The sequence below is a fragment of the Streptococcus salivarius genome, from assembly GCF_000785515.1.
GTDB classification, from domain to species: Bacteria; Bacillota; Bacilli; order Lactobacillales; family Streptococcaceae; genus Streptococcus; species Streptococcus salivarius.
In genome coordinates this window covers 1,872,630-1,896,893 of the sequence record NZ_CP009913.1, presented here as the reverse complement: position 1 = coordinate 1,896,893, position 24,264 = coordinate 1,872,630, and the positions used below count along the sequence as shown (strand labels likewise).

Below are 24,264 nucleotides of genomic sequence, written 5' to 3'. Positions count from 1 at the left end.
TATTGTAAGTTCGTTAAAATATTAGAGGATGGAAATAGTTATGAAAAAAAGTATCTTGTAGGTTGCTTAGGCCTACAAGGGTTATTATAACAAACTCATCTAAGTCTAAACAAGGTTAGAAAAATTAGAATTAAACACCATAAACATTACTAGTTTTTAATAGTTAGAGTCCATAACGGCAATAAATAGAGACAAAAACCGCCAGCATTAGACTGACGGTTTTAGTTTATTTTAATCCTAATATCAACTAATCAAAGGCACCACCCAATTGACCCAGGCCCAGGAAATCGGCATAACCAGAATCATGGCTGGAATCATATCTGCGGTTGGAAATTGGCGAAGTCTCATAATACGAAAACCAGTCGCAATCATGAGAAAGCCCCCACAAGCCTTAAAGTCACCAATCATAGCCTTTGTTGTCAAAGGAAGAATGAAACCAGCACTCACAAAGAGAAGGAAGAAGATGATAAATTGTGGAATGGCAATCATGGAGACGATGTAGCCTAGACTACAAGAGAAAATCATGGCCGTAAAGAAATCTAGGATAGATTTAGAAATCAAGATGGAAGCATCGCCTGTCATCCCAGACTCAAGGCTACCGTAAATTCCTGTACCACTCGCACAAAAAAGGACGATTACTGTCAAGAGTTGCGCATAAAACTCATCGTGAGCTAACCCTGTTTGCTTACTTGGTGTAATCTTGGACAAGCCTTTTTCCATAAGACCAGCTCCCTTGTTGATGAGGTTTCCAAACTTTAGGGCTAGTCCAATGATGGTACCGATAACCACCGCGAAGATAACCGCAGGCATGTTAACCATATTCATAATAGCACTAATCCCCATAACCATAGAGGCTAGTCCAAAGATAAGGTTAAGGTTCTCCTTGAAATCGTCTCTGAGATAGTCCCCGAAGAGTCCTCCAGCAATTCCTCCTAAGATAATAGATAGCGAGTTGATGATAATTCCAGTTGGCACCAGTGGTTTCCTCCTATGTGTTCTAAATACTATAAGTTTAGCATTATCAAAGACCGAATGCAAAATTGTCTCGTTTTTACAAACGTTTTCTTGAAATTGTACCCTTGAAATGATACAATAAATAAGAAGGTAACGAAATAGCCTTATCTAAACCTATTCTCGGTATTATTAGAGTATTGTTCATGAAAAAACAAGGTAATAACTCTAATTTATAATCTAATATAAAGTGTAAAATGAGACTATTGTTAAATAGATTCTCAAGAAAGGATAAAAGATGATTCGTTTTGAACACGTAACGAAACGTTATGAAGATAAAGATGCTCTCTCAGATCTTAACCTCGATATTCGAGATGGTGAGATTTTTGGGCTGATTGGTCACAATGGGGCTGGTAAGACCACGACGATTTCCATTTTGACGTCTATCATTGAAGCTAGCTACGGTGAAGTTTACGTTGATGATATGGCCCTCAGTCAACATCGTGATGCCATCAAGAAAAAAATCGCTTATGTGCCAGATTCACCGGACCTATTCCTAAATTTGACTGCCAATGACTATTGGTACTTCTTGACACGTATCTATGATTTGGAAGCTAGTCAGGTTGAGGAACGTTTGACTGATCTCATGGCTACCTTTGACTTGACGGAAAGTCGTTATAACCTCATTTCTTCCTTCTCTCATGGTATGCGTCAGAAAGTTGTTGTCATCGGTGCCCTTTTGGTTAATCCACAGATTTGGGTTTTGGATGAGCCTCTGACTGGTCTGGATCCACAGGCATCGTTTGACTTGAAGGAAGCCATGCGTCATCATGCTAAGGAAGGTAATAGTGTCCTTTTCTCAACCCACGTTTTAAGTGTAGCCGAGCAGCTCTGTGATCGTATTGCTATTTTGAAGAAAGGAAAACTTATCTTCCAAGGGTCCCTAGCTGAACTTAAATCTCAGTACCCTGATAAGGATTTGGAAACTATTTATCTGGAAATGGCTGGACGTAAGATTGAGGAGGTATAGTCATGAACTGGAACCATGTTTGGGAGCTTTTTAAAATTAATCTCCTCTACGCTAATCCTCAAGCAGTAACTAACCTACAGAAACGTCAGGAGAAAAAGAAAAAAGCTAATTTCTCCATCGTTAATGCCATGCTTAGGCAACAACTCTTGATTCTAGTTATTTTTACGGTTGTTTATAGCTATCTTTTTGTAGGTGTCGACTATAAGGCTAATCCTGGAGTCTTAACCCTATATCTCTTGACATTTTCAATCATGGGGCTTCTCCAGACCTTTACTGCTCTCTATAGTACCTTTTATGACAGTAAGGATAGCAAGGCTTATCTGCCTCTTCCCTTGAAGCCAGCGGAAGTTTTTTTGGCCAAGACTCTGTCAGGTTCTATGGTTGGGATGACCTTCATGGTACCTATCCTTAGTCTTCTCATTCTAGCTTACTGGCAATTTATTGGTCCATTGGGGATAGTCGTTGGATTTCTGACCTTTATCGTTTCTCTCTTTATCAATCTCGTTTTTTCAGTGACTCTGTCTAATAGTATTGGAACGCTGATTGTTCGCAGTTCTCATAAAAAGCTCTATTCAACCATTTTGATGACCTTGTCAACCCTTTTGATTATGTTGCCTATTATGATGGTTGGTTTTATTAAAGGTTATGTTGATGGTGCTGGACATGCCGATTTTCCCTTGGTTCCTTATCTAAGAGGTTACTATGATGTCGTAGCTGCCCCTCTATCTCCAGAGGCTCTGCTAAATTTCTATCTTCCCCTGGTTGTAGTGCTTATCTTGGGCTATTGGTTTTATAAAGTCAGAATGCCTCGTTATTTCCACGAAGCCATTTATAACCAAAAGGCTAGAAAGCCTCAGGCCAAAGCTGTTACTCGAAGCCAAAGACAGGTCTTGATCCGCCATCATTTATCTACTTTGGGGAATTCAACTCTCATTATCAATACCTATGTGGTGCCGGTCTTATATATGATCATGTTAGGTGGGGGTGCGGTATTTTTGAAAGATCTGGGCCCAGACTATTTCGGACTCCTGCTTTTGGTCGGAATTGCCTTTGGTTTCTTTTCAGCTCAACCAACAAGTTTTCTTGGTGTAGCAACATCCTTAGAGGGGACAAACTTTGACTTTATTCGTAGCCTACCAATCAATACGGGTGACTATCTTCGTCAAAAGTTTTGGCTTTTCTATAGCTTGCAAGTCGGTGTTTCCCTCTTATTAGGAGGACTTGGTTTAATATTCTTGGCTCATCTCCATCTTATTTTGGTGGCAAGTTTCACTCTTGGTTTTCTCGTAACAACCTATCTTGTAGGTGGCTATTACTTTGAACGTGACCTTAAATTGTTGGAAGTGAATTGGCAGGAAGTTACCCAGCTCTTCAATCGAGGTGGCGGACAGTGGCTCTATATGGGTATCTTTATTCTTACAATTTTCATCGCTGCCTTGCTAGGAGGTATTGTCTTCTTTGCAAGTAAGTTCTGGATTGCCCTAGTAGTTAATGCTATAGTATCTGGGCTTATAGCTTTAGTTGTCCTAATCGTTTATCTCTTTGTTGATCGCAGACGTTGGAAACGTATTAGAGCCATGTTTTTTGCCTAGAACAAACTGTTTAAAGAGTCTCTCCGATTGGAGGGATTCTTTTTTACTGAAAATCCTTAATATGTAAACTTATGCATTATATATGTTAAAATACCTGAATTTAGTGTATAATCATAAACATGAAACGAAATTTTGACTCAGTAAAACGCCTGGTTATCAAAATCGGGACTAGTTCTCTGGTTTTGCCATCAGGGAAAATTAATCTTGAAAAAATCGATCAATTAGCTTTTGTCATTTCTAGCCTACATAACAAAGGAATTGAGGTTGTCCTTGTATCCTCTGGTGCCATGGGCTTTGGTCTCAATGTTCTAGACCTTGAGAAACGCCCAGCAGAAGTTGGTAAGCAACAGGCTGTCTCAAGTGTAGGGCAGGTGGCTATGATGAGCCTTTATTCTCAGGTCTTTTCACATTATCAGACCAAGGTATCTCAGTTGCTTTTGACGCGTGATGTGGTTGAGTATCCCGAGAGTTTAGCCAATGCCATCAATGCTTTTGAGAGCCTCTTCGAGCTTGGGGTTGTCCCAGTTGTTAATGAGAATGACGCTGTCAGCGTAGATGAAATGGACCATGCGACTAAGTTTGGAGACAATGACCGCTTGTCTGCTATCGTTGCTAAGATTGTTGGTGCAGACCTACTTATCATGCTGTCAGATATTGATGGGCTCTTTGATAAGAACCCAAATGTCTATGAGGATGCGACCCTTCGTAGCTATGTTCCAGAGATTACCGAGGAAATTCTTGCCTCAGCTGGTGGTGCCGGTAGTAAATTTGGTACGGGTGGTATGATGAGTAAGATTAAATCCGCCCAGATGGTTTTTGAAAATCATAGCCAAATGGTTTTGATGAATGGTGAAAATCCACGTGACATCCTTCGTGTCCTAGAAGGAGCCAAGATTGGTACACTTTTTAAACAGGAGGACTAAGATGACATATATCGATACACTAGGCCAACAGGCCAAGGTGGCAGGTCGTCAGATTGCTAAATTATCAACAGCAGCTAAAAACGACCTTCTAAATCAGGTAGCTAAAGCTCTAGTAGCTGAGAGTGCCTATATTATCACTGAAAATGCTAAGGATATGGCCAATGCCAAGGAAAATGGTATTTCAGAGATTATGCAAGACCGCTTGCTTTTAACAGAAGACCGTATCGCAGGAATTGCTGAGGGTGTTCGTCAGGTGGCAGACCTTCAGGACCCAATTGGTCAAGTGGTTCGTGGCTATACGAATCTGGATGGTCTCAAAATCGTTCAAAAGCGTGTTCCTATGGGTGTTATCGCTATGATTTTTGAGAGCCGTCCCAATGTCTCAATCGATGCCTTTAGCCTTGCCTTTAAAACCAATAATGCTATCATTCTCCGAGGAGGACGTGATGCTATCAATTCCAACAAGGCCTTGGTTACAGTGGCCCGAAAGGCTTTGGAAAATGCGGGTATCACAGCAGATGCCGTTCAGCTGGTTGAAGATACCTCTCATGAGGTAGCAGAGGAACTCATGGCGGCGACCAAGTATGTTGACTTGCTCATTCCTCGTGGTGGAGCTCGTCTCATCCAAACGGTTAAAGAAAAAGCCAAGGTTCCAGTCATTGAAACGGGTGTTGGTAACTGTCATATTTATGTGGATAAATATGCTAACTTAGATATGGCGACACAGATTGTCATCAATGCCAAAACCCAACGACCAAGTGTTTGTAATGCTGCAGAATCTCTCGTTGTTCATGCTGATATTGCGGAAGACTTCTTGCCTAACTTGGAAAAAGCTATTTCAAAAGTTCAGGCTGTTGAGTTCCGTGCGGATGAAAAGGCTTTGAAACTTATGGAAAAATCCGTACCCGCTTCACCAGAAGATTTTGCGACAGAGTTTCTTGACTATATTATGTCTGTTAAAGTGGTAGATAGCCTTGATGAGGCTATTAAATGGATTAATACTTACACGACATCGCATTCAGAGGCTATTGTGACTCAGGATATCAGTCGTGCGGAGCAATTCCAAGATGATGTTGACGCTGCAGCTGTCTATGTTAATGCCTCAACCCGCTTTACAGATGGATTCGTCTTTGGACTGGGTGCTGAAATCGGAATCTCAACCCAAAAAATGCACGCCCGTGGTCCAATGGGACTGGAGGCCCTAACGTCAACCAAGTTCTATATTAACGGACAAGGACAAATTAGAGAATAACCCATAAAGCTCCATGAAGGAGCTTTTTTAGTTGGTTTGCTAGACGACAGGTCTTCTGATATACTGGTAGTATCAAGGATGAGGAGATTTTGCCATGTTTAAAGCTTATAAGAAGTATTGGATGGGCTATTTCGATTTTACAGGACGTTCAACTCGCTCAGACTATTGGTTGGCAGTTTTAGCGAATACTATTGTAGGTATCATTTTATTTAGCATAGTTATAGTTGTAAGTGTTTTTGATAGTCCGAATAGTCATTATCATGTTATTCTCAACATACTGTATCTGCTTGTAATGACCTATTTTCCTGCTAGCTTTATCCCATCTATTGCTATTCAGGTCCGTCGCTTGCGTGATGCGGGCTATCATTGGGCCTTGATTTTTTTACGTTTTGCCTTTGTTATAGGTGATATAGTACTTTTGGTTTTGTTTTGTCAACCAACAAAAGTAGAATTTCCTTTCAACAATTTTAATAATCTTCAGCAATGATAGTTACTTAACAGCCTCCTTAGGCTGTTTTTTAGTTATGTGACTTTAAGTCCGTTTCGCTCCGAAGGTGCGAAACAAATAAACCACCCGCTATGCGGGTGCGCATCGAAGGTTATACCGTCATAACAAAAACACTCCAAACGAGATACAATATAGGTGCTCAAGCCAATTGTAAAACGAAAGGAGTTAAGACTATGGCGCAAAAAGCTCACAGTTTATCACATACAAAATGGATGTGTAAGTACCACATTGTATTTACACCTAAGTATAGACGAAAAATAATCTATAATCAATATAGGAGTAGTCTGGGAGAGATTTTTCATAGACTATGCCAATATAAAGGCGTTGAAATAATAGAAGGCCACTTAATGCCAGATCATGTTCACATGCTAGTAAGTATACCACCACGAATGAGTGTAGCTAGTTTTATGGGATATTTAAAAGGTAAGAGTGCCTTAATGATGTTTGATAAACACGCCAATTTAAAATATAAATTTGGGAACAGACATTTTTGGGCAGAAGGATATTATGTAAGTACGGTAGGACTTAATGAAGCCACAATTAAGAAATATATCCAGGAACAAGAGAAGCATGATATCGCTTTGGACAAATTAAGCGTTAAAGAATATGAAAATCCCTTTAGGGATAATGGTAAGTAATGCGAATGCCTCTTTGAGAGGCTTGTGACGAGTCAAAAGCAATAAGGCTTGAACAAAGTGAAAGCCAGCGTCTTTAGGCGCTGGCTGGTATTATGGGTTTATAGCCCTTGATCAAACCACCCGTTAGACGGGTGGTTATGATTGATTTGCCAGAAGACCAGTCTTTTGGTATAGTATAAGTATCAAAAAATGAGGAGATTTTATTATGATCGAAGCTTATAAGAAGTTTTGGAAGGGCTACGTAGATTTTGAGGGACGTTCAACACGTTCAGATTACTGGTTTGCATATTTGGCAAATATGTTAACAGTTATTGCTTTTTATGTGTTGCTGGCAATCTTTGGAGGCATTGCAGGTGCTACAGAATCAAGCTTTTTTGCTGTTATTTCATTCATCATCCTATTTATCTTTTTTGCCTTTGGTGTTGCTGCCATCTTACCTGGTCTTGCTGTAACAGTTCGCCGTTTACGTGATGCTGGCTACAATTGGCCGTATATTTTTGTTACATTTATTCCATTTGTAGGTCCTATTATCTTCATTGTTTTACTATGTAAACCAACTAAAGTTGAGTATCCATTTAACAACTTCAATAATCCACAACAATAATGGCAATCAACCAACTCTTTGAGTTGTTTTTTTTGATGTTAAAAAAGTTTTATGTTAATGTTGCACATTTTAATATTTCTGATATAATCTTATCTGAGACTAATCGATACTAAAAATATATTTAAGAAATGTGAATACTCTATGAAACTACTTCGTCATTTAAAAGAAAAACGTTACCTTATTTTGGCATTTACTCTACCAGCTATTCTTTTGGCTTTGGCAATTGTCTTTTTGCAGCCTGCACACAATCATGCTAAGGTCCAAGTCAAGGTAGCTACTAAGCAGCCATCGTCTAGTAAACCCAAGGCTTCATCTAAGTCATCGAGCTCAAGTTCTTCGTCATCTTCTTCAACCTCAAGTGAGTCTTCAAGTGAATCGTCATCAGCAAGTTCAACGGTAGAAGCAGCTAGTCAGACAGAAGCAAGCTCAACTCCTGCGGTAGCATCAACGCCTACACCATCACCATCTTCAGCACAAGAGACTTATCAAGCGCCCCAGTATAGCTATGTGCCACCAACAACTTATACAGAGTCACATAGTGATGCTTCAAGCTATACAGCACCTGCCTACAGCGCAGATGTTAGCTCTGGGACAACAGAATAAGGGTTAGAGAAAAGGAATTTAGGATTAGAAATGAAAAATAAAGTTTTAGCATTAGTAACAGGATTATCTAGTTTAGTCCTATTAGCCGCTTGTTCAAACCAGCAAAATGGCTTGACTTCGACGACTTCATCTTCATCAGTAGAACAGTCACAATCAAGTAGTAGTGAAAGCTCTAGTCAAGAGAAAAAGGTAGATACCTTTGCTTATGATAGCATCATTAGTAAGTACCAAACGGCTGTGGCCAACAACCAAACGGATGCCTCGCTTAATTCTCTCGTTGTTACCTATGCTAATTCTCAAACAAGTCCTGCCTCAACGGTCTATACTTACCGTGATCTGGATGGTAATGGTGTTGATGAGTTGATTCTTGCTTTTAAGCCGGGGAAACTCTTTAAAGAGCATATGATTACGGATATTTATACTATCTCTAAGGATAGTGGTCAGGTCATTCGTCTGACAGAAGGTCCACAACTGGGCATGTTGGGTGAGCGCATGACTTTGGCCTACCTCAAGGATAACACCTTTAGCTACTATGGTAGTGCTGGTGCTATGGCTGGTGGAGGTTCTGGCTACCACTTTAGTAGTGATGGTCAATCTCTTGTAAAAGATGACAGTGATTCGGGTGCAGACAAGGCTGATCTTTCGAATTGGGATTGGAAGGATCTGAGCAGTGCCTCTACTAATAGTAGTTCTAGCGCAGCGTCACAAACTCAAACAAGTTCAACATCTCTTAAGCCTGATGAACTCAAAAATGGCAATTACAAATCAGCTGTAGGGACATGGAAGTCTTCAAATGGAAAGACCATCACCATTACTTCGGATGGTCAGTTGGATTTCTGGGGCTATACTTATCCTATCGACAAAGTCTCACCCAATCAGTATGTGTCTGGTATATATACCTTAACTTATGTTGATTCTAGTCCAGTAGGGAATACTCCAATTCAGCTTTGTCCTAAGGGCGTTAGCGATGCAAGTAATGCGGGAGATAACAGTAAGGACCGTATCTTAGCGACGAATGGAGTGCCATCTGAGGAAAGCTATTTTTACAGAGTGGATTAATCTTATCAGATGATATATCAACTAAAGAGTTAGACCACAGGTCTGGCTTTTTTACTATCCTGTCAACTTACAGAACGAGACAATTTCTCCATTCTTGTGCTATAATAAAAGTTATGACTAATGAATTTCACCATGTAACCGTTCTTTTACACGAAACTGTTGATATGCTTGATATCAAGCCCGATGGCATCTATGTAGATGCGACCTTGGGTGGCGCAGGACATTCGTCTTATCTTTTGTCGCAATTATCTGAAAAGGGTCATTTGTACTGCTTTGATCAGGACCAAAAGGCTATTGATAATGCTCAAGTGCGTCTTAAGGACTATATTGATAAGGGTATGGTGACTTTCATCAAGGATAATTTCCGTAATCTCAAGTCCAACCTTGAAGCCTTGGGAGTGTCTGAAATTGATGGCATTCTCTATGACTTAGGTGTCTCTAGCCCACAGTTGGATGAGCGTGAGCGTGGTTTCTCCTATAAACAGGATGCTAAGCTAGATATGCGCATGAATGAGGAAGCGAGTCTTACCGCTTATGATGTGGTCAATACCTACCCTTACAACGATTTGGTGCGTATTTTCTTCAAGTATGGTGAGGACAAGTTCTCTAAACAGATTGCACGTAAAATTGAACAGGCTCGTCAGGTTAAACCAATTGAGACCACGACGGAACTGGCGGAAATCATTAAATCAGCTAAGCCTGCTAAGGAATTGAAGAAGAAAGGCCATCCAGCCAAGCAAATTTTCCAAGCTATTCGCATCGAAGTGAACGATGAGCTTGGTGCTGCGGATGAGTCTATTCAAGAGGCCTTGGATTTACTTGCTGTAGATGGCCGTATTTCGGTCATTACCTTCCATTCTTTGGAGGATCGATTGACTAAACAGCTTTTCAAGGAAGCCAGTACGGTAGATGTGCCTAAAGGTCTACCTTTTATTCCTGAAGACCTCCAGCCTAAGGTGGCCTTAGTTAATCGTAAGCCAATCCTACCTAGTCAGGAAGAATTAGAAGCTAATAACCGCTCGCATTCTGCTAAATTGCGTGTGGCTAAAAAAATCAGGAAATAATTATGGAAAATAAGGAACATCAGATTGTTAATAGAGCCATTAGAAACCATATTCGTTTTATGACGCGTATGGAAAAGGCCTTCTATTCGGCAATTGTTTTGACAGCTATTGTGATGAGTATCGCTGTTGTATTTTTACAAGGGCGTAATCAGGCTATCAAGCAACAAATCACAGACCTTAATAGCAAGATTAGTGATGAAAAAACAGAGCTTAACAATGCTAAGCAGGCGGTTAATGAGTTGACTAACTCTGACCGTATTAAAGAGATTGCTAATAAGGCAGGCTTGTCTATTAATAACGATAGTATTAAGAGTGTGAAATAGCTAATGAACAGATTAAGAAAACTTAAACATTTATTTCTAAACTATGTCGTTAGGGATAGGCGAAAGCCAGCCCAGAACCGACAGCACGTTGGTCAGAACCTTATGGTTCTCAGCATCTTTATCTTTTTCGTCTTTATTATCAACTTTGTCGTGATTATCGGGACAGACAGTAAGTTTGGTGTCGATTTGTCGACCCAGGCTGCTAAGTCTTATAACACTAAGACCACAGTGGCTGCCAAGCGTGGAACGATTTATGACCGAAATGGAAATGTTTTGGCTGAGGATTCAACCAGTTATGCCATTTACGCAATCGTGTCGACCAGCTATGTGTCAGCAACTCAAGAAAAACTCTATGTCCAAGATAGTCAGTTTGACAAGGTTGCCGATATTTTAAAGGATAAGCTAGGAATTGAAAAGAGTGATGCCTTGGCCCAATTGCGTACCAAGGGTGCTTATCAGGTTTCATTTGGACTAAAAGGGAAGGGAATTACCTACTCTGTTAAAGAAGAACTAGAGAAAGCCTTTAAAGATGCGGGAATTAAGGGGATGGCCTTTGAAGCAACAACGTCACGTATGTACCCTAATGGGACCTTCGCGTCAGAGTTTCTTGGTCGTGCCGAAGCTGTTGAAAATAAAAAAGACGGCTCTTATTCTTTGATTGGTCAAACTGGTTTGGAGCGCTCGCTCAATAGCCTCTTGACTGGGACAGATGGTGAGGCCATCTATGAGAAAGATAAAAACGGTAACACGCTTCTAGGTACGGAAACCATTACCAAGGAAGCAATCGATGGTAAGAACATCTATACAACCTTGTCAGCGCCTCTTCAAACCTTCCTAGAAACGCAGATGGATACCTTTATGGAGCAGACGCAAGGGGTAAATGCTTCAGCGACAGTTGTTAATGCTAAGACAGGTGAGATTCTTGCAACGACACAACGTCCGACCTATAATTCGGATACCCTTGAGGGACAGGCTAAGAAGAATTATGACTGGGTTAACCGTCTTTACGAAGCCCAGTATGAGCCTGGTTCAACCATGAAGGTCATGCTCTTGTCAGCTGCTATTAACAATGGAAGCTTTAACCCGAATGCGACCTACAGTAATGCTAATGGTATTAAGGTTGACGACGTTGAAATTAATGACTGGTCAATCAATGAAGGTATCTCAACAGGTCGTACCATGTCATTTGCCCAAGGGTTCTCTTATTCAAGTAACGTTGGTATGACCATGTTGGAACAAGAGATGGGAGACAAAGTTTGGTCTAACTACTTATCTCTTTACAAATTTGGTCTTCCAACCCGTTTTGGGATGGTTGGTGAGTCTTCAGGGGTTGTCTCTCGAAACTCTGTTAATATAGCTCAATCATCCTTCGGACAAGGGATTTCGGTGACTCAAGTCCAAATGCTTCGAGCTTTTACCGCCATTTCAAACAACGGTATCATGTTGGAACCTCAATTTATCAAACAAGTTGCCGATGTTAACCAAGGTACAGCTCGTACAGCTAAGAAGGAAGTTATCGGTAAGCCAGTTTCTAAGCAGGCTGCCTCTGAAACGCGTAACTATATGATTTCCGTTGGTACGGATCCAGAGTTCGGTACCCTTTACAATAAATCTGAAGGGGCACCTATTATCAAGGTTGGTAACTATGATGTAGCGGTTAAGTCTGGTACGGCCCAAGTTGCCGATGAAAAGACTGGAACGTATAAGGTTGGTTCCAATGAAACCCTCAACTCAGTTGTAGCTATGGTGCCTGCAGATGATCCAGAATATATCATGTATGTGACTGTTCAGGAACCCGAGTCTTGGAATACCACTTTCTTTGCGACTGTGGTTAACCCGGTCTTGGAAGAAGCCATGTCTATGGGCGACACCCTAGATACTTCTGTTTCTGAAGGTAGTGAAAAGACCGAAGAAACGAGCTATCAAACTGGCGATATTATCGGTAAGCGTCCAGGTGAGACAGCTAACACCCTTCGTCAAAACTTGATTCATCCGATTGTTTTGGGTGTTGGTGATAAGATTGAGAAGGTTTCTGTAGATGCCAAAGCCAATATTAAGGCTAATGAACAGATTCTTATCATGACCAATGACTTCACAGAACTTCCAGACATGTATGGGTGGACCAAGAAGAACGTTGAAACCTTTGCCAAATGGAAGGGCATTAAAATTACTTACAAGGGTGGCAAGTCAGGGACTGTTACCAAACAAAGTGTTGCGGCAGGAAAAGCCCTGTCTAAAACCAAGAAGATTACCATTACTTTAGGAGACTAAGATGACTATGAGTCTGATAGCAGGCGTGGCCGCCTTTGTGTTGACGGTGCTAGCCATGCCTCACTTTATTACTTACTACAAAATCAAGAAAATCGGTGGCCAACAAATGCATGAAGATGTGAAGCAGCATTTGGCTAAGGCTGGGACACCAACTATGGGAGGGACAGTCTTCCTAGTAGTTGCCATCTTGGTTAGCTTGATTTTCAACTTCCACGTCTTTAGCGAGGGACACCAAGCCTATGGTGCCACAGCGGGGATTCTCTTTGTCATTTTGATTTATGGAATCATTGGTTTCCTTGATGATTTCCTTAAGATTTTCCGTCAAATCAATGAGGGACTTAAACCTTGGCAAAAGATGGCCTTGCAGATTATTGCGGGTTTGCTTTTCTACTTTATCCACGTACTCCCTAGTGGGACAGATAGCCTAGCTATTGGTGGGTTAACCATTCACCTCGGTGTCTTTTATGTTCTCTTTGTCCTATTCTGGATTGTCGGTTTCTCAAATGCTGTGAACTTGACAGACGGTATTGATGGTTTAGCTTCTATCTCTGTGGTTATCAGCTTGATTGCCTACGGGATTATTGCTTTTGTCAAGGGTGAGTTCGCTATCTTGACTATCATTATCACTATGATTGGGGCACTTCTTGGCTTCTTCGTCTTTAACCACAAGCCAGCCAAGGTCTTTATGGGAGATGTCGGTTCCTTGTCACTTGGGGCTATGCTTGCGGTTATCTCTATTGCCCTACGTGTAGAGTGGACGCTACTCTTGATTGGTGTGGTTTATGTCTTTGAGACAGCTTCTGTTATGCTACAGGTCAGCTATTTCAAATACACTAAGCGTAAGTATGGAGAAGGTCGTCGTATTTTCCGTATGACACCATTCCACCATCACCTTGAATTGGGTGGTCTTTCAGGTAAGGGTGACAAATGGTCAGAGTGGAAGGTTGATGCTTTCCTTTGGGCAGTTGGAGCGCTTGCAAGTGCCATTACTCTTTGGATGGTTCTTGGAAACGTTATGAAATAAATGAAAGGAGCAGAAATGCTCTTTTTTTGTTATAATGATAGGGATAGACTAGATAGAAAAGAAGTAAATAAACATGTCATTTAAAGATTTTAATTTTAAAACATTTATTCAGGAGGCTCTTGACGAGATTAAGTTTAAGGAGCCAACGCCTGTTCAACAGAAATTGATTCCTGTAGTCCGTTCAGGTCGTGATTTGGTTGGTGAATCAAAGACGGGTTCAGGAAAAACACATACCTTCCTCTTGCCAATTTTTGAGAAGCTCAATCCGAAGAGTGGCGATGTTCAAGTTGTTATCACAGCGCCATCACGTGAATTGGCGACACAAATTTACCAAGCAACAAAACAGATTGCTAAACACTCTGATACAGAAATTCGTGTGGTTAACTATGTGGGTGGTACAGACAAGCAACGTCAGATTGAGAAACTCAAGGTAGCCCAACCCCATATTGTTATCGGAACACCAGGTCGTATTTATGACCTAGTTAAGTCTGGTGAGTTGGCTATCCACAAGGCCCATACCTTTGTTGTTGACGAAGCTGATATGACCATGGACATGGGATTCTTGGATACTGTGGACAAGATTGCGGCAAGTCTGCCTAAGGAAGTGCAAATTTTGGTCTTCTCAGCAACCATTCCTCAAAAATTACAGCCATTCTTGAAGAAGTATTTGACTAATCCAGTCATGGAACAAATCAAAACTTCTACAGTTATTGCAGATACCATCGATAACTGGTTGGTATCTACTAAAGGTCGCAACAAGAATGAACAGATCCTTGAGATGCTTAAGGGAATGCAGCCATATTTGGCAATGATTTTCGTTAACACTAAGGAACGTGCTGATGATTTGCACAGCTACCTAGTGTCAAATGGTCTTAAGGTTGCCAAAATTCATGGAGGTATTCCACCACGTGAACGTAAGCGTATCATGAATCAAGTCAAGAAGCTTGATTTTGAGTACATTGTAGCGACTGACCTTGCAGCGCGTGGGATTGATATTGAAGGGGTTAGCCATGTTATCAATGATGCTATCCCTCAAGATTTGTCCTTCTTTGTTCACCGTGTAGGGCGTACAGGACGTAATGGTTTGTCAGGAACAGCCATCACCCTCTATCAACCAAGTGACGACTCAGATATTCGTGAGCTTGAAAAGATGGGGATTACCTTTGAACCTAAAGTCTATAAGGACGGCGAGTTTCAAGATACCTATGACCGTGACCGTCGTGCCAACCGTGAAAAAGCCTATCAAAAACTTGATACGGAAATGATCGGTTTGGTTAAGAAGAAAAAGAAAAAAATCAAACCTGGCTACAAGAAGAAAATTCAGTGGAAGGTTGACGAAAAACGCAAACGTGAACGTCGTGCGGCTAACCGTGCTAAGGGGCGTGCTGAGCGTAAAGCTAAGAAGCAAAGCTTCTAAGCATTGGCTTCTAGGTGAGAGCAAATTTTAATTTAAAAATTCAAAAGATTGAAACCAAAGTGTTTCAGCTTTTTTGATTATTATCAAACTTTTTGGAAACTCAAAAGACCTTATTTAGTTTGAAGATATATTTTTCTTTTGAGCCTAAGGTCTCAAAACTTCCCAACGCTTATGACTACAAAGTCTTAGTCGTCATTATCACAGCGACAAGTCTCAGTATATGCTCACTACACTCGCAAAATAATTGGCTGTCTTAAGAACTGAAACTATGACAGATTTTAAATAGTTTTATCACAGACATTTTTAAGAAGCTTTCCGTTTAAAGTAAAATAATGTGTAAGTTTGAGGTTATTAGTTGAGTCAACTCTCAAAATCAGGTAGTGACATTTATGTCACTACTTTTTTGTTGGCTTTCTATCTATAATACAATCATAGCTTTTGAGAAAAGGCTAAAAAATATTTTAAAGGAGGTTGTTTTAATGACAACACAAATCATTAACAATTTTAACTCACTTAATTCCGAAGATCTTTCTACTGTTAAGGGTGGAGCATGTAGTTTTTGGGGAGCTACAGCTGCCGTAGGCGTCGGGGCTGTTGGAGGAGCCATTAAAGGTGGTATTCAAACAGGTACTTGGCAAGGTGCAGCCTTAAAGGGTATTGGTTATGGTATTAAAGATGGGATTACTTATGGACTTATTTGTCGTTATTAGGCGATTACTGAGTCAATTTTTTGGCCAAATAGTACTTGCTCTCCTAATTTATGGGCTTATATTCTTTGCTTGGCAACACTTTAGAGGAGAAATTTTCTCAATTGTGTGCATCTATGTCAGTATATCCCTAGCAGATGACGTCTATCATCTCGCAGAAGAATATGTTAAAAAGAAAGTTAACTAGGAATACGTTCCTGTTTGAAAAATAGCATGTAAAAACTTGGCAAAATGATTGTCAAGTTTTTTTTATAGCAAAAGTGCTACAATAGGAGTCATGAAAGACAAGATTCGAATTCTTCATATCAATGATTTACACTCTCATTTTGAACAGTATCCACAACTCAAGCGAGCTGTGGATGATTTGAGTCAGACAGATAGAGAGCTGATTAAGGTAGATCTTGGGGACAATGTGGATAAGTCCCATCCCTTATCTGATGCGACAGCCGGGCGTTTTAATGTAGCCCTGATGAATGAGTTGGGGATAGACTATGCGACTATTGGAAATAATGAGGGGATAGGTCTGGCCAAGGAGGAGCTAGACTGTCTTTATGAGCAGGCTAAGTTTCAGCCGATCATAGGAAATCTCAAGGATGAAGGGAGACAGCCTGAATGGGCCAAACCCTATCTTATCCATAAAACTAAAGCAGGTACAAACATTGCTTTCTTGGCCTATACCTTCCCATATTACATCACCTATGCTCCCAACGGTTGGCAGGTGTTAGAGCCTATGGCTAGGTTGGAAGAGGATTTGGCTCGTCCTGAGGTAAGGGATGCAGATATAGTCGTCGTTCTTAGTCACCTAGGTGTACGTTATGATGAGCAGATTGCAGAGACTTATCCACAGGTAAATCTTGTCATCGGAAGCCACACGCATCACCTTTTTGAAGAGGGTAAATTAGTCAATGAAACCTATTTGGCAGCTGCTGACAGATATGGCTATTATCTTGGCTGTATTGACCTTACTGTGGAAAATGGGCGATTGATAGAATGTCAGATCGAGGCTATCCCCACCAAGTCCTACATCTTGGATTTAGACAAGGAGGACGAAACCTTTATCAAGGCTATGCGTGAGGAAGGCCATCGTCGTTTAGCTCAGAAAAAAGTAGCTAATCTAGGTCGAGAACTAGATTTTGATGAGACCTGTCAATTGGTTTTACAGGCTGTTTGTCAGGAGACTCATAGCCAATTAACGCTTTTAAATACTGGACTTATCATGAAAACACTAGGTCCTCAAGTGACCATGGCAGACCTGCAAGAAGCCCTTCCTCACCAGATGCGGATGGCACGTCTAGTCGTGACAGGACAAGAGCTCAAAGAAATCTGTCAGGAAGTTTTTACTAAGGCTGAACTCCTTAAAAATCAAGCTATTAAAGGTATGGGATTTAGAGGGAAGACATTTGGTGAAGTAATCACGGGGAATTTTGCTTACAAAAACGGTAATTTGTTGTATAATAGAAGGGTTGTAGATTCCAATGAGAAGTTTAGTTTGGTCCTTGTGGACCAGTACTACTTTGCTTCTTACTTCCCTACAATTAAGGAAAAGGAAGTTACTCTTCTTTTTCCAGATTTGTTAAGGGAACTTGTGGCCAAGTATTTAGGAAAAAATGGTGCCAATTGGGATAAGATATAGAGACATTATTACAGCATCAGGATAGAAAATAAGAGAGAGCAGAAAGGATGGCACATGCGTAAAGAAATCTTGCCAGAAATGTTTAATTATAATAAATATCCAGGGCCAGACTTTGTGTATGTGGCTGATCTTCTGAAATCAGATGCCTGTCAGTTTACAGTTCTTGAAAATCACAAGGATGCTTTAGACGCTACCCGCTTTGGGCAACGTTTTTCTGAAATCATGCTCAAGTATGATTATATCGTTGGGGACTGGTCTAATGATCAGCTTCGTCTTAAGGGATTTTACGAGGACGAGCGCCCTAATACGCGTAAGACAGACCGCATTAGCCGATTATCGGAGTATTTGCGTGAATACTGTGCCTTTGGCTGTGCCTACTTTATTTTGAAAAATGAAGAGCCGCAGTTAATCGTCTTTGAAGAGGAGACGGAGCCTCGTCGCAAGCGCCGTCGTTCTAATAATCGTCGTAATTCTTCTCAGGAATCTAGAGATAGAGAGCGCAATGCTTCTCAAAAGAATAAAGGACAAAAAGCTTCTGCTAAGCAAAAGCCAGACAAGTCCAAACGAAGAGATAGGGATCAAGAGGGTCCAAGCTTTGAGAAAATCAAGCGTCGCCCTAAGTTCAAATCTAGATCCGAGGACGGTGGTCGTGAGCGTAAGCCTAACTTCAAGAAGAGTCAGAAGCAAGCTCCAAAATCTAAAGGTCAAAACACCCCATCGAAGAAACAAAGCCAGACCAAGTCAGATGGTCAGCATTTCACAATCAGAAAAAAAGGAAATTAAACTATGTCAGAAGTAACAACACAAGCAAAACCAGAACGCCGTAAACGTCAGAAGTTAGAGGATATGGAAGGCTACAAACCTTCTATTTATGGTCTTACTCGTGACGAGTTGATTGATTGGGCTATGGAACACGGTGAAAAGAAATTCCGTGCTACTCAAATTTGGGATTGGCTCTACAAGAAGCGTGTGCAATCTTTCGAAGAAATGACCAACATTTCAAAGGATTTCATTGCTAAATTGAATGAGAATTTCTGCGTAAACCCATTGAAACAACGTATCGTTCAAGAATCTAAAGATGGTACCGTTAAATATCTTTTTGAATTGCCAGATGGTATGTTGATTGAGACGGTTTTGATGCGTCAACACTATGGTTTGTCTGTCTGTGTGACAACTCAGGTTGGATGTAACATCGGTTGTACTTTCTGTGCCAGTGGTTTGATTAAGAAACAACGTGACTTGACTGCTGGTGAGATTGTGGCGCAAATCATGTTGGTACAAAAATACTTTGATGATCGTGGTGACGGTGAACGTGTCAGCCACGTGGTTGTTATGGGTATCGGTGAGCCATTTGATAACTATGACAATGTGCTTCGCTTCTTGCGTACCATTAACAATGACAATGGTCTTGCCATTGGAGCGCGTCACATCACCGTGTCAACATCTGGTTTGGCACCAAAAATTAAGGAATTTGCTAACGAAGGTGTTCAAGTTAACCTTGCCGTATCACTTCATGCGCCTAACAATGACCTTCGTTCAAGCATCATGCGTATCAACCGCTCGTTCCCACTTGAAAAACTCTTTGAAGCTATCGAGTATTACATCCAGACAACCAACCGTCGTGTAACTTTTGAGTATATCATGCTTAATGAGGTCAATGACCATCCTGAAAATGCACAAGAGTTGGCTGATTTGACTAAGAAAATCCGTAAGTTGTCATACATCAACTTGATTCCATATAACCCAGTATCAGAGCACGATCAATATAGCCGTTCAACGAAAGAACGTGTGGCTGCCTTCTACGATGTGCTCAAGAAAAATGGGGTTAACTGCGTGGTTCGTCAAGAGCACGGTACAGATATCGATGCAGCTTGTGGACAATTGCGTTCAAACACTATGAAACGCGACCGTCAAAAAGCAGTGGCAGAAGCTTCTGGTAAATCAGAAGGTAAGTAAGATGTTTCAGCTTAAGACTTGGGTAGATAAGGATGGAGAACTAACACCAAAAGGAAGAAAGCTAAGCCTAGTTTTGGTCTGTGCTTATCTCCTTTGTTTAGTGCTCCTATGTTGGACACCCCAGTACGGGCTAGTTGAAGGTGTTGAAACCCCTGGTATTCAACATTTTGGTCGTGTAGTGGTCCTATTAACCCCATTCAATAGTTTGACCAACTTTTATCAGCTGGATAGTCTTAAAGAGATTGTCTTTGTGCTTGGGCAAAATGTGACCAACATTTTCTTGCTGAGTCCGCTGATTTTAGGGCTTTTAGCCTTGTACCCCAGATTCAGGTCTTGGAAAAAGGTCCTTTTAGCGACCTTTGTCATGTCTTTGACGATTGAGGTTGGACAAGTCATTCTAGATCTTCTCATTGATGCTAATCGTGTCTTTGAGTTAGATGATTTATGGACCAACACTTTGGGAGGTTTGGTGGCACTAGGTGTCTACCGCCTTCTTGTAAAACTGATTCAAACGCATTTTAAAGAGTAAAAAACCTGGGAGCTTACGCGTCTCAGGTTTCACTTATTTTCTATCATACAAATACAACACATTCAAAAGAGGGAAAAATGAATAAAAACGTTTGGAGAAACAATGAAACACTTAATGATGACAGTAGTCACCGTATTAACGTTAGGAGTAACAATGACGATGGTTAAGGCAGATACTTATCAAAGTGGCCGTGATGCCGATATCATGCGAGAAAGAGGACAGGTTTGGAATTATTCTGAGGCTAAGAGAGAGCCTCAATTAGCTAACTACAACACCGATGGTCGCTATCTCAGTGAGGCAACTAACTTTGAATTGTACAATTTTGTCAGAGAGTATAAGACATCTGATGAAATCAGACGCATTTGGAACCCTAAGAAAGATGAATCCGTTATCCATGATAAGGATAGCTACTCTATGGATGATGGGCACAAGGTCTATAATTTTGATTCCTTTGCTTATCAATTGCCAGAGTCTACTGATTTTGGGAAGTTATCTTATATTGGTCACTTTCAGTTAGAAGATGGCACAATCTATCGCTATTGGAAGTAACCTTATCATACGAGACTTATACGAGGTCTATTATTAACCATTTGTAAGGATAGGAGGAGTAACTTGTCTTTTAAAGAATCAATCATTGCAAAACTTTGGTGGTTTTTCAAGTTAGAAAAACGCCGGTATATTGTTGGGATTTTGGCACTGAGTCTGGTTTCGGTTCTCAATCTGATTCCTCCTATGGTTATGGGGCGGGTCATTGATGCTATCACATCGGGAAAATTGACCAATCAGATCTTGCTTTTGAATCTCGTTTATTTGCTTTTGGCAGCTTTGGGGATGTACTATTTGCGCTATGTTTGGCGCATGTATATCTTGGCGACTTCTTATCGCTTAGGCCAGATTATGCGTTCACACCTATTTGAGCATTTTACCAAGATGTCGCCTTCTTTTTATCAAAAGTACCGAACTGGGGACCTCATGGCCCATGCAACCAATGATATCAACTCTTTAACCCGCTTGGCTGGCGGAGGTGTCATGTCAGCCGTGGATGCGTCTATCACAGCCTTGGTAACCCTAATCACCATGTTTTTCAGCATTTCCTGGCAGATGACACTGGTGGCTGTCTTACCTCTACCCTTCATGGCTTTTGCGACCAGTCGTTTGGGCCGCAAGACCCATAAAGCTTTTGGAGAATCCCAGGCAGCCTTTTCAGAACTTAATAATAAGGTTCAAGAGTCAGTATCAGGTATCAAGGTAACTAAGTCTTTTGGCTACCAGGAGGCTGAGCTTCAGTCCTTCCAAGAGACCAATAAGATGACCTTCAAAAAGAATATGCATACCATGAAGTATGATAGCCTTTTTGATCCTTTGGTCTTACTCTTTGTTGGCTCATCTTATGTTTTGACCCTTCTTGTCGGTGCCTTTATGATTCAGGCTAATCAGATAACGGTCGGAAATTTGGTAACCTTCATTACCTATTTGGACATGCTGGTTTGGCCCCTAATGGCTATTGGTTTCCTCTTTAATATCACACAGAGGGGAAATGTATCCTACCAACGTATTGAAAATCTTCTGGAACAGGAATCAGATGTTCAAGATCCTGCGCATCCTCTCCCAAGTATCGAAAATGGTCGCTTAGAGTATGCGATTGACCGCTTTGCTTTTGAGGATGAGGATACTTTGAGAGATATTCATTTCACCTTGGACAAGGGGAAAACCCTTGGTTTGGTTGGACAGACTGGCTCAGGAAAGACGGCCCTTGTCAAGTTACTCTTGCGGGAGCACGATGTCAATCAAGGAGCCATCTATTTAAATGGACATGACATCCGAGACTATCGCCTATCAGACTTGCGTAGCTTGATGGGCTATGTTCCCCAAGACCAGTTTCTCTTTGCCAGTTCCATTTTAGACAATGTTCGTTTTGGTAATCCTGACCTCGCCTTTGAAAAGGTGGAAGAAGCGACTAAGTTGGCTCAAGTTTATGAGGATATCAAGGCTATGCCTGAAGGCTTTGAAACAATCATTGGTGAAAAGGGTGTCAGCCTATCAGGTGGTCAAAAACAACGTCTGGCCATAAGTCGTGCCATGATTTTGGATCCAGATATTTTGATTTTGGACGACTCCTTATCTGCGGTTGATGCCAAGACAGAACATGCCATTATTGACAATCTTAAACATACCCGCAAGGATAAGACGACGATCATTACCGCCCATCGTCTTAGTGCGGTGGTGCACGCTGACCTCATCTTAGTCATGCAAAATGGTCGTATCATTGAACGGGGCCGTCATGAGGACTTACTAGCTCAGGGTGGTTGGTATGCCAAGACCTATGAGTCTCAACAGTTAGAAATGGAAGGAGGAGAAGTTGATGCCTAATCAAAACCAATGGTCTGTCTTTAAGCGTCTCTTGACTTATCTCAAGCCTTACAAATTCTTGACCTTTCTAGCTTTGACCTTCCTCTTGTCCACAACGATTATTAAGAGTATCATTCCCCTTGTGGCCTCTTATTTTATCGACCACTATCTTCATGATATGAATCAGGCGGCAAGCTTGATTCTGATTGGTTACTATGGTCTTTATCTTTTGCAGACGCTAGTCCAGTATTTGGGAAATCTCTTTTTTGCGCGTGTGTCCTACAGTATTGTCAGGGATATTCGCCGAGATGCCTTTGCCAATATGGAGAAACTAGGTATGTCTTACTTTGACAAAACTCCAGCAGGCTCTATCGTTTCCCGCTTGACCAATGATACAGAAACTATTAGCGAGATGTTCTCAGGGATTCTGTCTAGCTTTATTTCGGCTATCTTTATCTTTGTTACCACCCTTTACACCATGATGATCTTGGACATTCGTCTGACCGGGCTTATTGTGCTCTTTCTTCCTCTGATTGTTCTTTTGGTTAATCTCTACCGCAAAAAATCAGTGGTCATCATTGAAAAGACCAGAGCCTTGCTTTCAGATATAAATGCCAAACTGTCAGAGAGTATCGAAGGGATTCGCATCATTCAGGCCTTTAACCAAGAGGAACGTCTCAAAAAAGAGTTTGATGCTATTAATGAGGAACATCTGATTTACGCCAGCCGTTCCATGTCACTGGATTCTCTCTTTCTACGCCCAGCCATGAGTTTACTGAAGCTTCTGGGCTATGCTGTTCTCATGGCCTACTTTGGCTACCGAGGTATCTATTTGGGCATCACAGCAGGGACCATGTATGCCTTTATCCAGTATATTAACCGCCTCTTTGATCCCTTGATTGAAGTGACACAAAACTTCTCAACCTTGCAAACCTCGATGGTCTCAGCAGGTCGGGTCTTCGCCTTGATCGACGAGCGCACCTATGAGCCTAAACAGAGATGCACAGATGCCAAGGTTACTGAGGGGAATATTCGCTTTGAAAATGTCTCCTTCTCCTATGATGGTAAGCACCAGATTTTAGATAATATTTCCTTCTCTGTCAATAAAGGTGAAACCATCGCCTTTGTTGGTTCTACAGGTTCCGGAAAATCCTCTATTATCAACGTATTCATGCGTTTTTATGAGTTCCAATCAGGACGAGTTCTTCTTGACGGTGTGGATATTCGCGATTATAGTCAGGCAGAGCTGCGTAAGAACATTGGTCTTGTCCTTCAGGAACCCTTTCTCTATCATGGTACAATCAAATCCAATATTGCAATGTATCAGGATTTAACTGATGAAGAGATCAAAGCCGCTGCTGAGTTTGTGGATGCCAACCACTTTATCGACAAACTTCCAGAAGGTTATGATGCTCCAGTTTCCGAACGAGGTTCAAGTTTTTCAACCGGTCAACGTCAGCTTCTAGCCTTTGCTAGGACCGTTGCTAGCCAACCTAAAATTCTAATCCTGGATGAAGCGACAGCCAATATTGATTCGGAGACAGAGGCTATTGTCCAAAATTCTCTAGCAAAAATGCGTCAAGGACGCACAACCATTGCCATTGCCCACCGCCTATCGACAATCCAAGATGCCAACTGCATCTATGTCTTAGACAAGGGCCGCATCATCGAACACGGTAGCCATGAGGAGCTCCTAGCCCTCGGTGGTACTTACCACAAGATGTACAGCCTACAAGCAGGTGCAATGGAAGGAGAGTAAGTTAGTCTAGACCATAGATTCTATATTCGAAAAGATTTCTTAAAAATCAAAATCGAGTAGTGACATTTATGT

The 24,264-nt window shown here is 41.3% G+C and carries 23 protein-coding genes; 22 read left to right on the top strand and 1 reads right to left on the bottom strand.

Going from position 1 to position 24,264, the window contains the following annotated elements:
• Positions 1-243: 243 nt before the first annotated feature.
• Complete coding sequence (locus SSAL8618_RS08730) at positions 244-975, bottom strand: DUF554 domain-containing protein (RefSeq protein ID WP_038676728.1); 732 nt, start codon at positions 973-975, stop codon at positions 244-246.
• 274 nt (positions 976-1,249) lie between these two features.
• Between SSAL8618_RS08730 and SSAL8618_RS08725 the strand changes: the two genes are divergently transcribed.
• The 22 genes from SSAL8618_RS08725 to SSAL8618_RS08615 all read left to right on the top strand — a co-directional run bounded on the left by SSAL8618_RS08725 (position 1,250) and on the right by SSAL8618_RS08615 (position 24,192).
• Entirely contained in the window at positions 1,250-1,981 is a 732-nt protein-coding gene (locus tag SSAL8618_RS08725) for an ABC transporter ATP-binding protein (RefSeq protein ID WP_038676726.1), read from the top strand.
• Positions 1,982-1,983: 2 nt separating this feature from the next.
• Positions 1,984-3,573 (top strand): hypothetical protein, encoded by a 1,590-nt coding sequence (locus SSAL8618_RS08720; protein ID WP_038676724.1) that lies wholly within the window; start codon positions 1,984-1,986, stop codon positions 3,571-3,573.
• 119 nt (positions 3,574-3,692) lie between these two features.
• Positions 3,693-4,496 carry a glutamate 5-kinase gene (proB, locus tag SSAL8618_RS08715; RefSeq protein WP_014635008.1) on the top strand — a complete coding sequence of 268 codons (804 nt, stop codon included), beginning with the start codon at positions 3,693-3,695 and terminating at the stop codon, positions 4,494-4,496.
• Between the two features lies 1 nt (position 4,497).
• Positions 4,498-5,748 carry a glutamate-5-semialdehyde dehydrogenase gene (locus tag SSAL8618_RS08710; RefSeq protein ID WP_014635007.1) on the top strand — a complete coding sequence of 417 codons (1,251 nt, stop codon included), beginning with the start codon at positions 4,498-4,500 and terminating at the stop codon, positions 5,746-5,748.
• Positions 5,749-5,842: 94 nt separating this feature from the next.
• Positions 5,843-6,235, top strand: coding sequence for a DUF805 domain-containing protein (locus SSAL8618_RS08705; protein WP_038676722.1), 393 nt, complete (start codon positions 5,843-5,845; stop codon positions 6,233-6,235).
• Between the two features lie 194 nt (positions 6,236-6,429).
• Complete coding sequence (gene tnpA, locus SSAL8618_RS08700; RefSeq protein ID WP_002883780.1) at positions 6,430-6,894, top strand: IS200/IS605 family transposase; 465 nt, start codon at positions 6,430-6,432, stop codon at positions 6,892-6,894.
• Positions 6,895-7,099: 205 nt separating this feature from the next.
• Positions 7,100-7,498: a DUF805 domain-containing protein gene (locus SSAL8618_RS08695; RefSeq protein ID WP_021143652.1), complete on the top strand. Its 399-nt coding sequence runs from the start codon at positions 7,100-7,102 to the stop codon at positions 7,496-7,498.
• A gap of 141 nt (positions 7,499-7,639) precedes the next feature.
• Positions 7,640-8,101, top strand: a complete 462-nt coding sequence (locus tag SSAL8618_RS08690; protein ID WP_038676720.1) for a Wzz/FepE/Etk N-terminal domain-containing protein — start codon at positions 7,640-7,642, stop codon at positions 8,099-8,101.
• A 30-nt stretch (positions 8,102-8,131) separates the two neighbouring features.
• On the top strand, positions 8,132-9,160 hold the full coding sequence (locus SSAL8618_RS10710; RefSeq protein ID WP_038676717.1) for a DUF6287 domain-containing protein: 1,029 nt from the start codon (positions 8,132-8,134) through the stop codon (positions 9,158-9,160).
• 113 nt (positions 9,161-9,273) lie between these two features.
• Positions 9,274-10,224 carry a 16S rRNA (cytosine(1402)-N(4))-methyltransferase RsmH gene (rsmH, locus tag SSAL8618_RS08680; protein ID WP_002888254.1) on the top strand — a complete coding sequence of 317 codons (951 nt, stop codon included), beginning with the start codon at positions 9,274-9,276 and terminating at the stop codon, positions 10,222-10,224.
• Between the two features lie 2 nt (positions 10,225-10,226).
• A complete protein-coding gene (gene ftsL / locus SSAL8618_RS08675; RefSeq protein ID WP_002891750.1) occupies positions 10,227-10,547 on the top strand; it encodes a cell division protein FtsL in 321 nt (106 codons plus the stop codon).
• A 3-nt stretch (positions 10,548-10,550) separates the two neighbouring features.
• Positions 10,551-12,818 carry a penicillin-binding protein PBP2X gene (pbp2x, locus tag SSAL8618_RS08670; RefSeq protein WP_038676715.1) on the top strand — a complete coding sequence of 756 codons (2,268 nt, stop codon included), beginning with the start codon at positions 10,551-10,553 and terminating at the stop codon, positions 12,816-12,818.
• 1 nt (position 12,819) lies between these two features.
• Positions 12,820-13,842, top strand: a complete 1,023-nt coding sequence (gene mraY / locus SSAL8618_RS08665; protein ID WP_013991131.1) for a phospho-N-acetylmuramoyl-pentapeptide-transferase — start codon at positions 12,820-12,822, stop codon at positions 13,840-13,842.
• A gap of 73 nt (positions 13,843-13,915) precedes the next feature.
• Positions 13,916-15,259 carry a DEAD/DEAH box helicase gene (locus tag SSAL8618_RS08660; RefSeq protein WP_038676713.1) on the top strand — a complete coding sequence of 448 codons (1,344 nt, stop codon included), beginning with the start codon at positions 13,916-13,918 and terminating at the stop codon, positions 15,257-15,259.
• A 479-nt stretch (positions 15,260-15,738) separates the two neighbouring features.
• A complete protein-coding gene (locus tag SSAL8618_RS08655; protein WP_002884558.1) occupies positions 15,739-15,969 on the top strand; it encodes a Blp family class II bacteriocin in 231 nt (76 codons plus the stop codon).
• 274 nt (positions 15,970-16,243) lie between these two features.
• Complete coding sequence (locus tag SSAL8618_RS08645; RefSeq protein WP_038676711.1) at positions 16,244-17,599, top strand: bifunctional metallophosphatase/5'-nucleotidase; 1,356 nt, start codon at positions 16,244-16,246, stop codon at positions 17,597-17,599.
• Positions 17,600-17,653: 54 nt separating this feature from the next.
• Complete coding sequence (locus tag SSAL8618_RS08640; RefSeq protein WP_014634996.1) at positions 17,654-18,382, top strand: YutD family protein; 729 nt, start codon at positions 17,654-17,656, stop codon at positions 18,380-18,382.
• A gap of 63 nt (positions 18,383-18,445) precedes the next feature.
• On the top strand, positions 18,446-19,555 hold the full coding sequence (rlmN, locus tag SSAL8618_RS08635; protein WP_096832658.1) for a dual-specificity RNA methyltransferase RlmN: 1,110 nt from the start codon (positions 18,446-18,448) through the stop codon (positions 19,553-19,555).
• A gap of 1 nt (position 19,556) precedes the next feature.
• Positions 19,557-20,084, top strand: a complete 528-nt coding sequence (locus SSAL8618_RS08630) for a VanZ family protein (RefSeq protein ID WP_038676709.1) — start codon at positions 19,557-19,559, stop codon at positions 20,082-20,084.
• Positions 20,085-20,237: 153 nt separating this feature from the next.
• The gene (locus SSAL8618_RS08625) at positions 20,238-20,633 is read left to right on the top strand and encodes a hypothetical protein (protein ID WP_014634994.1); all 396 of its coding nucleotides are present in this window, start codon (positions 20,238-20,240) and stop codon (positions 20,631-20,633) included.
• A 63-nt stretch (positions 20,634-20,696) separates the two neighbouring features.
• Positions 20,697-22,454: an ABC transporter ATP-binding protein gene (locus tag SSAL8618_RS08620; protein ID WP_038676707.1), complete on the top strand. Its 1,758-nt coding sequence runs from the start codon at positions 20,697-20,699 to the stop codon at positions 22,452-22,454.
• Complete coding sequence (locus SSAL8618_RS08615) at positions 22,447-24,192, top strand: ABC transporter ATP-binding protein (RefSeq protein WP_038676705.1); 1,746 nt, start codon at positions 22,447-22,449, stop codon at positions 24,190-24,192. The genes SSAL8618_RS08620 and SSAL8618_RS08615 overlap by 8 nt, the downstream gene beginning before the upstream one ends.
• Positions 24,193-24,264 lie beyond the last annotated feature (72 nt).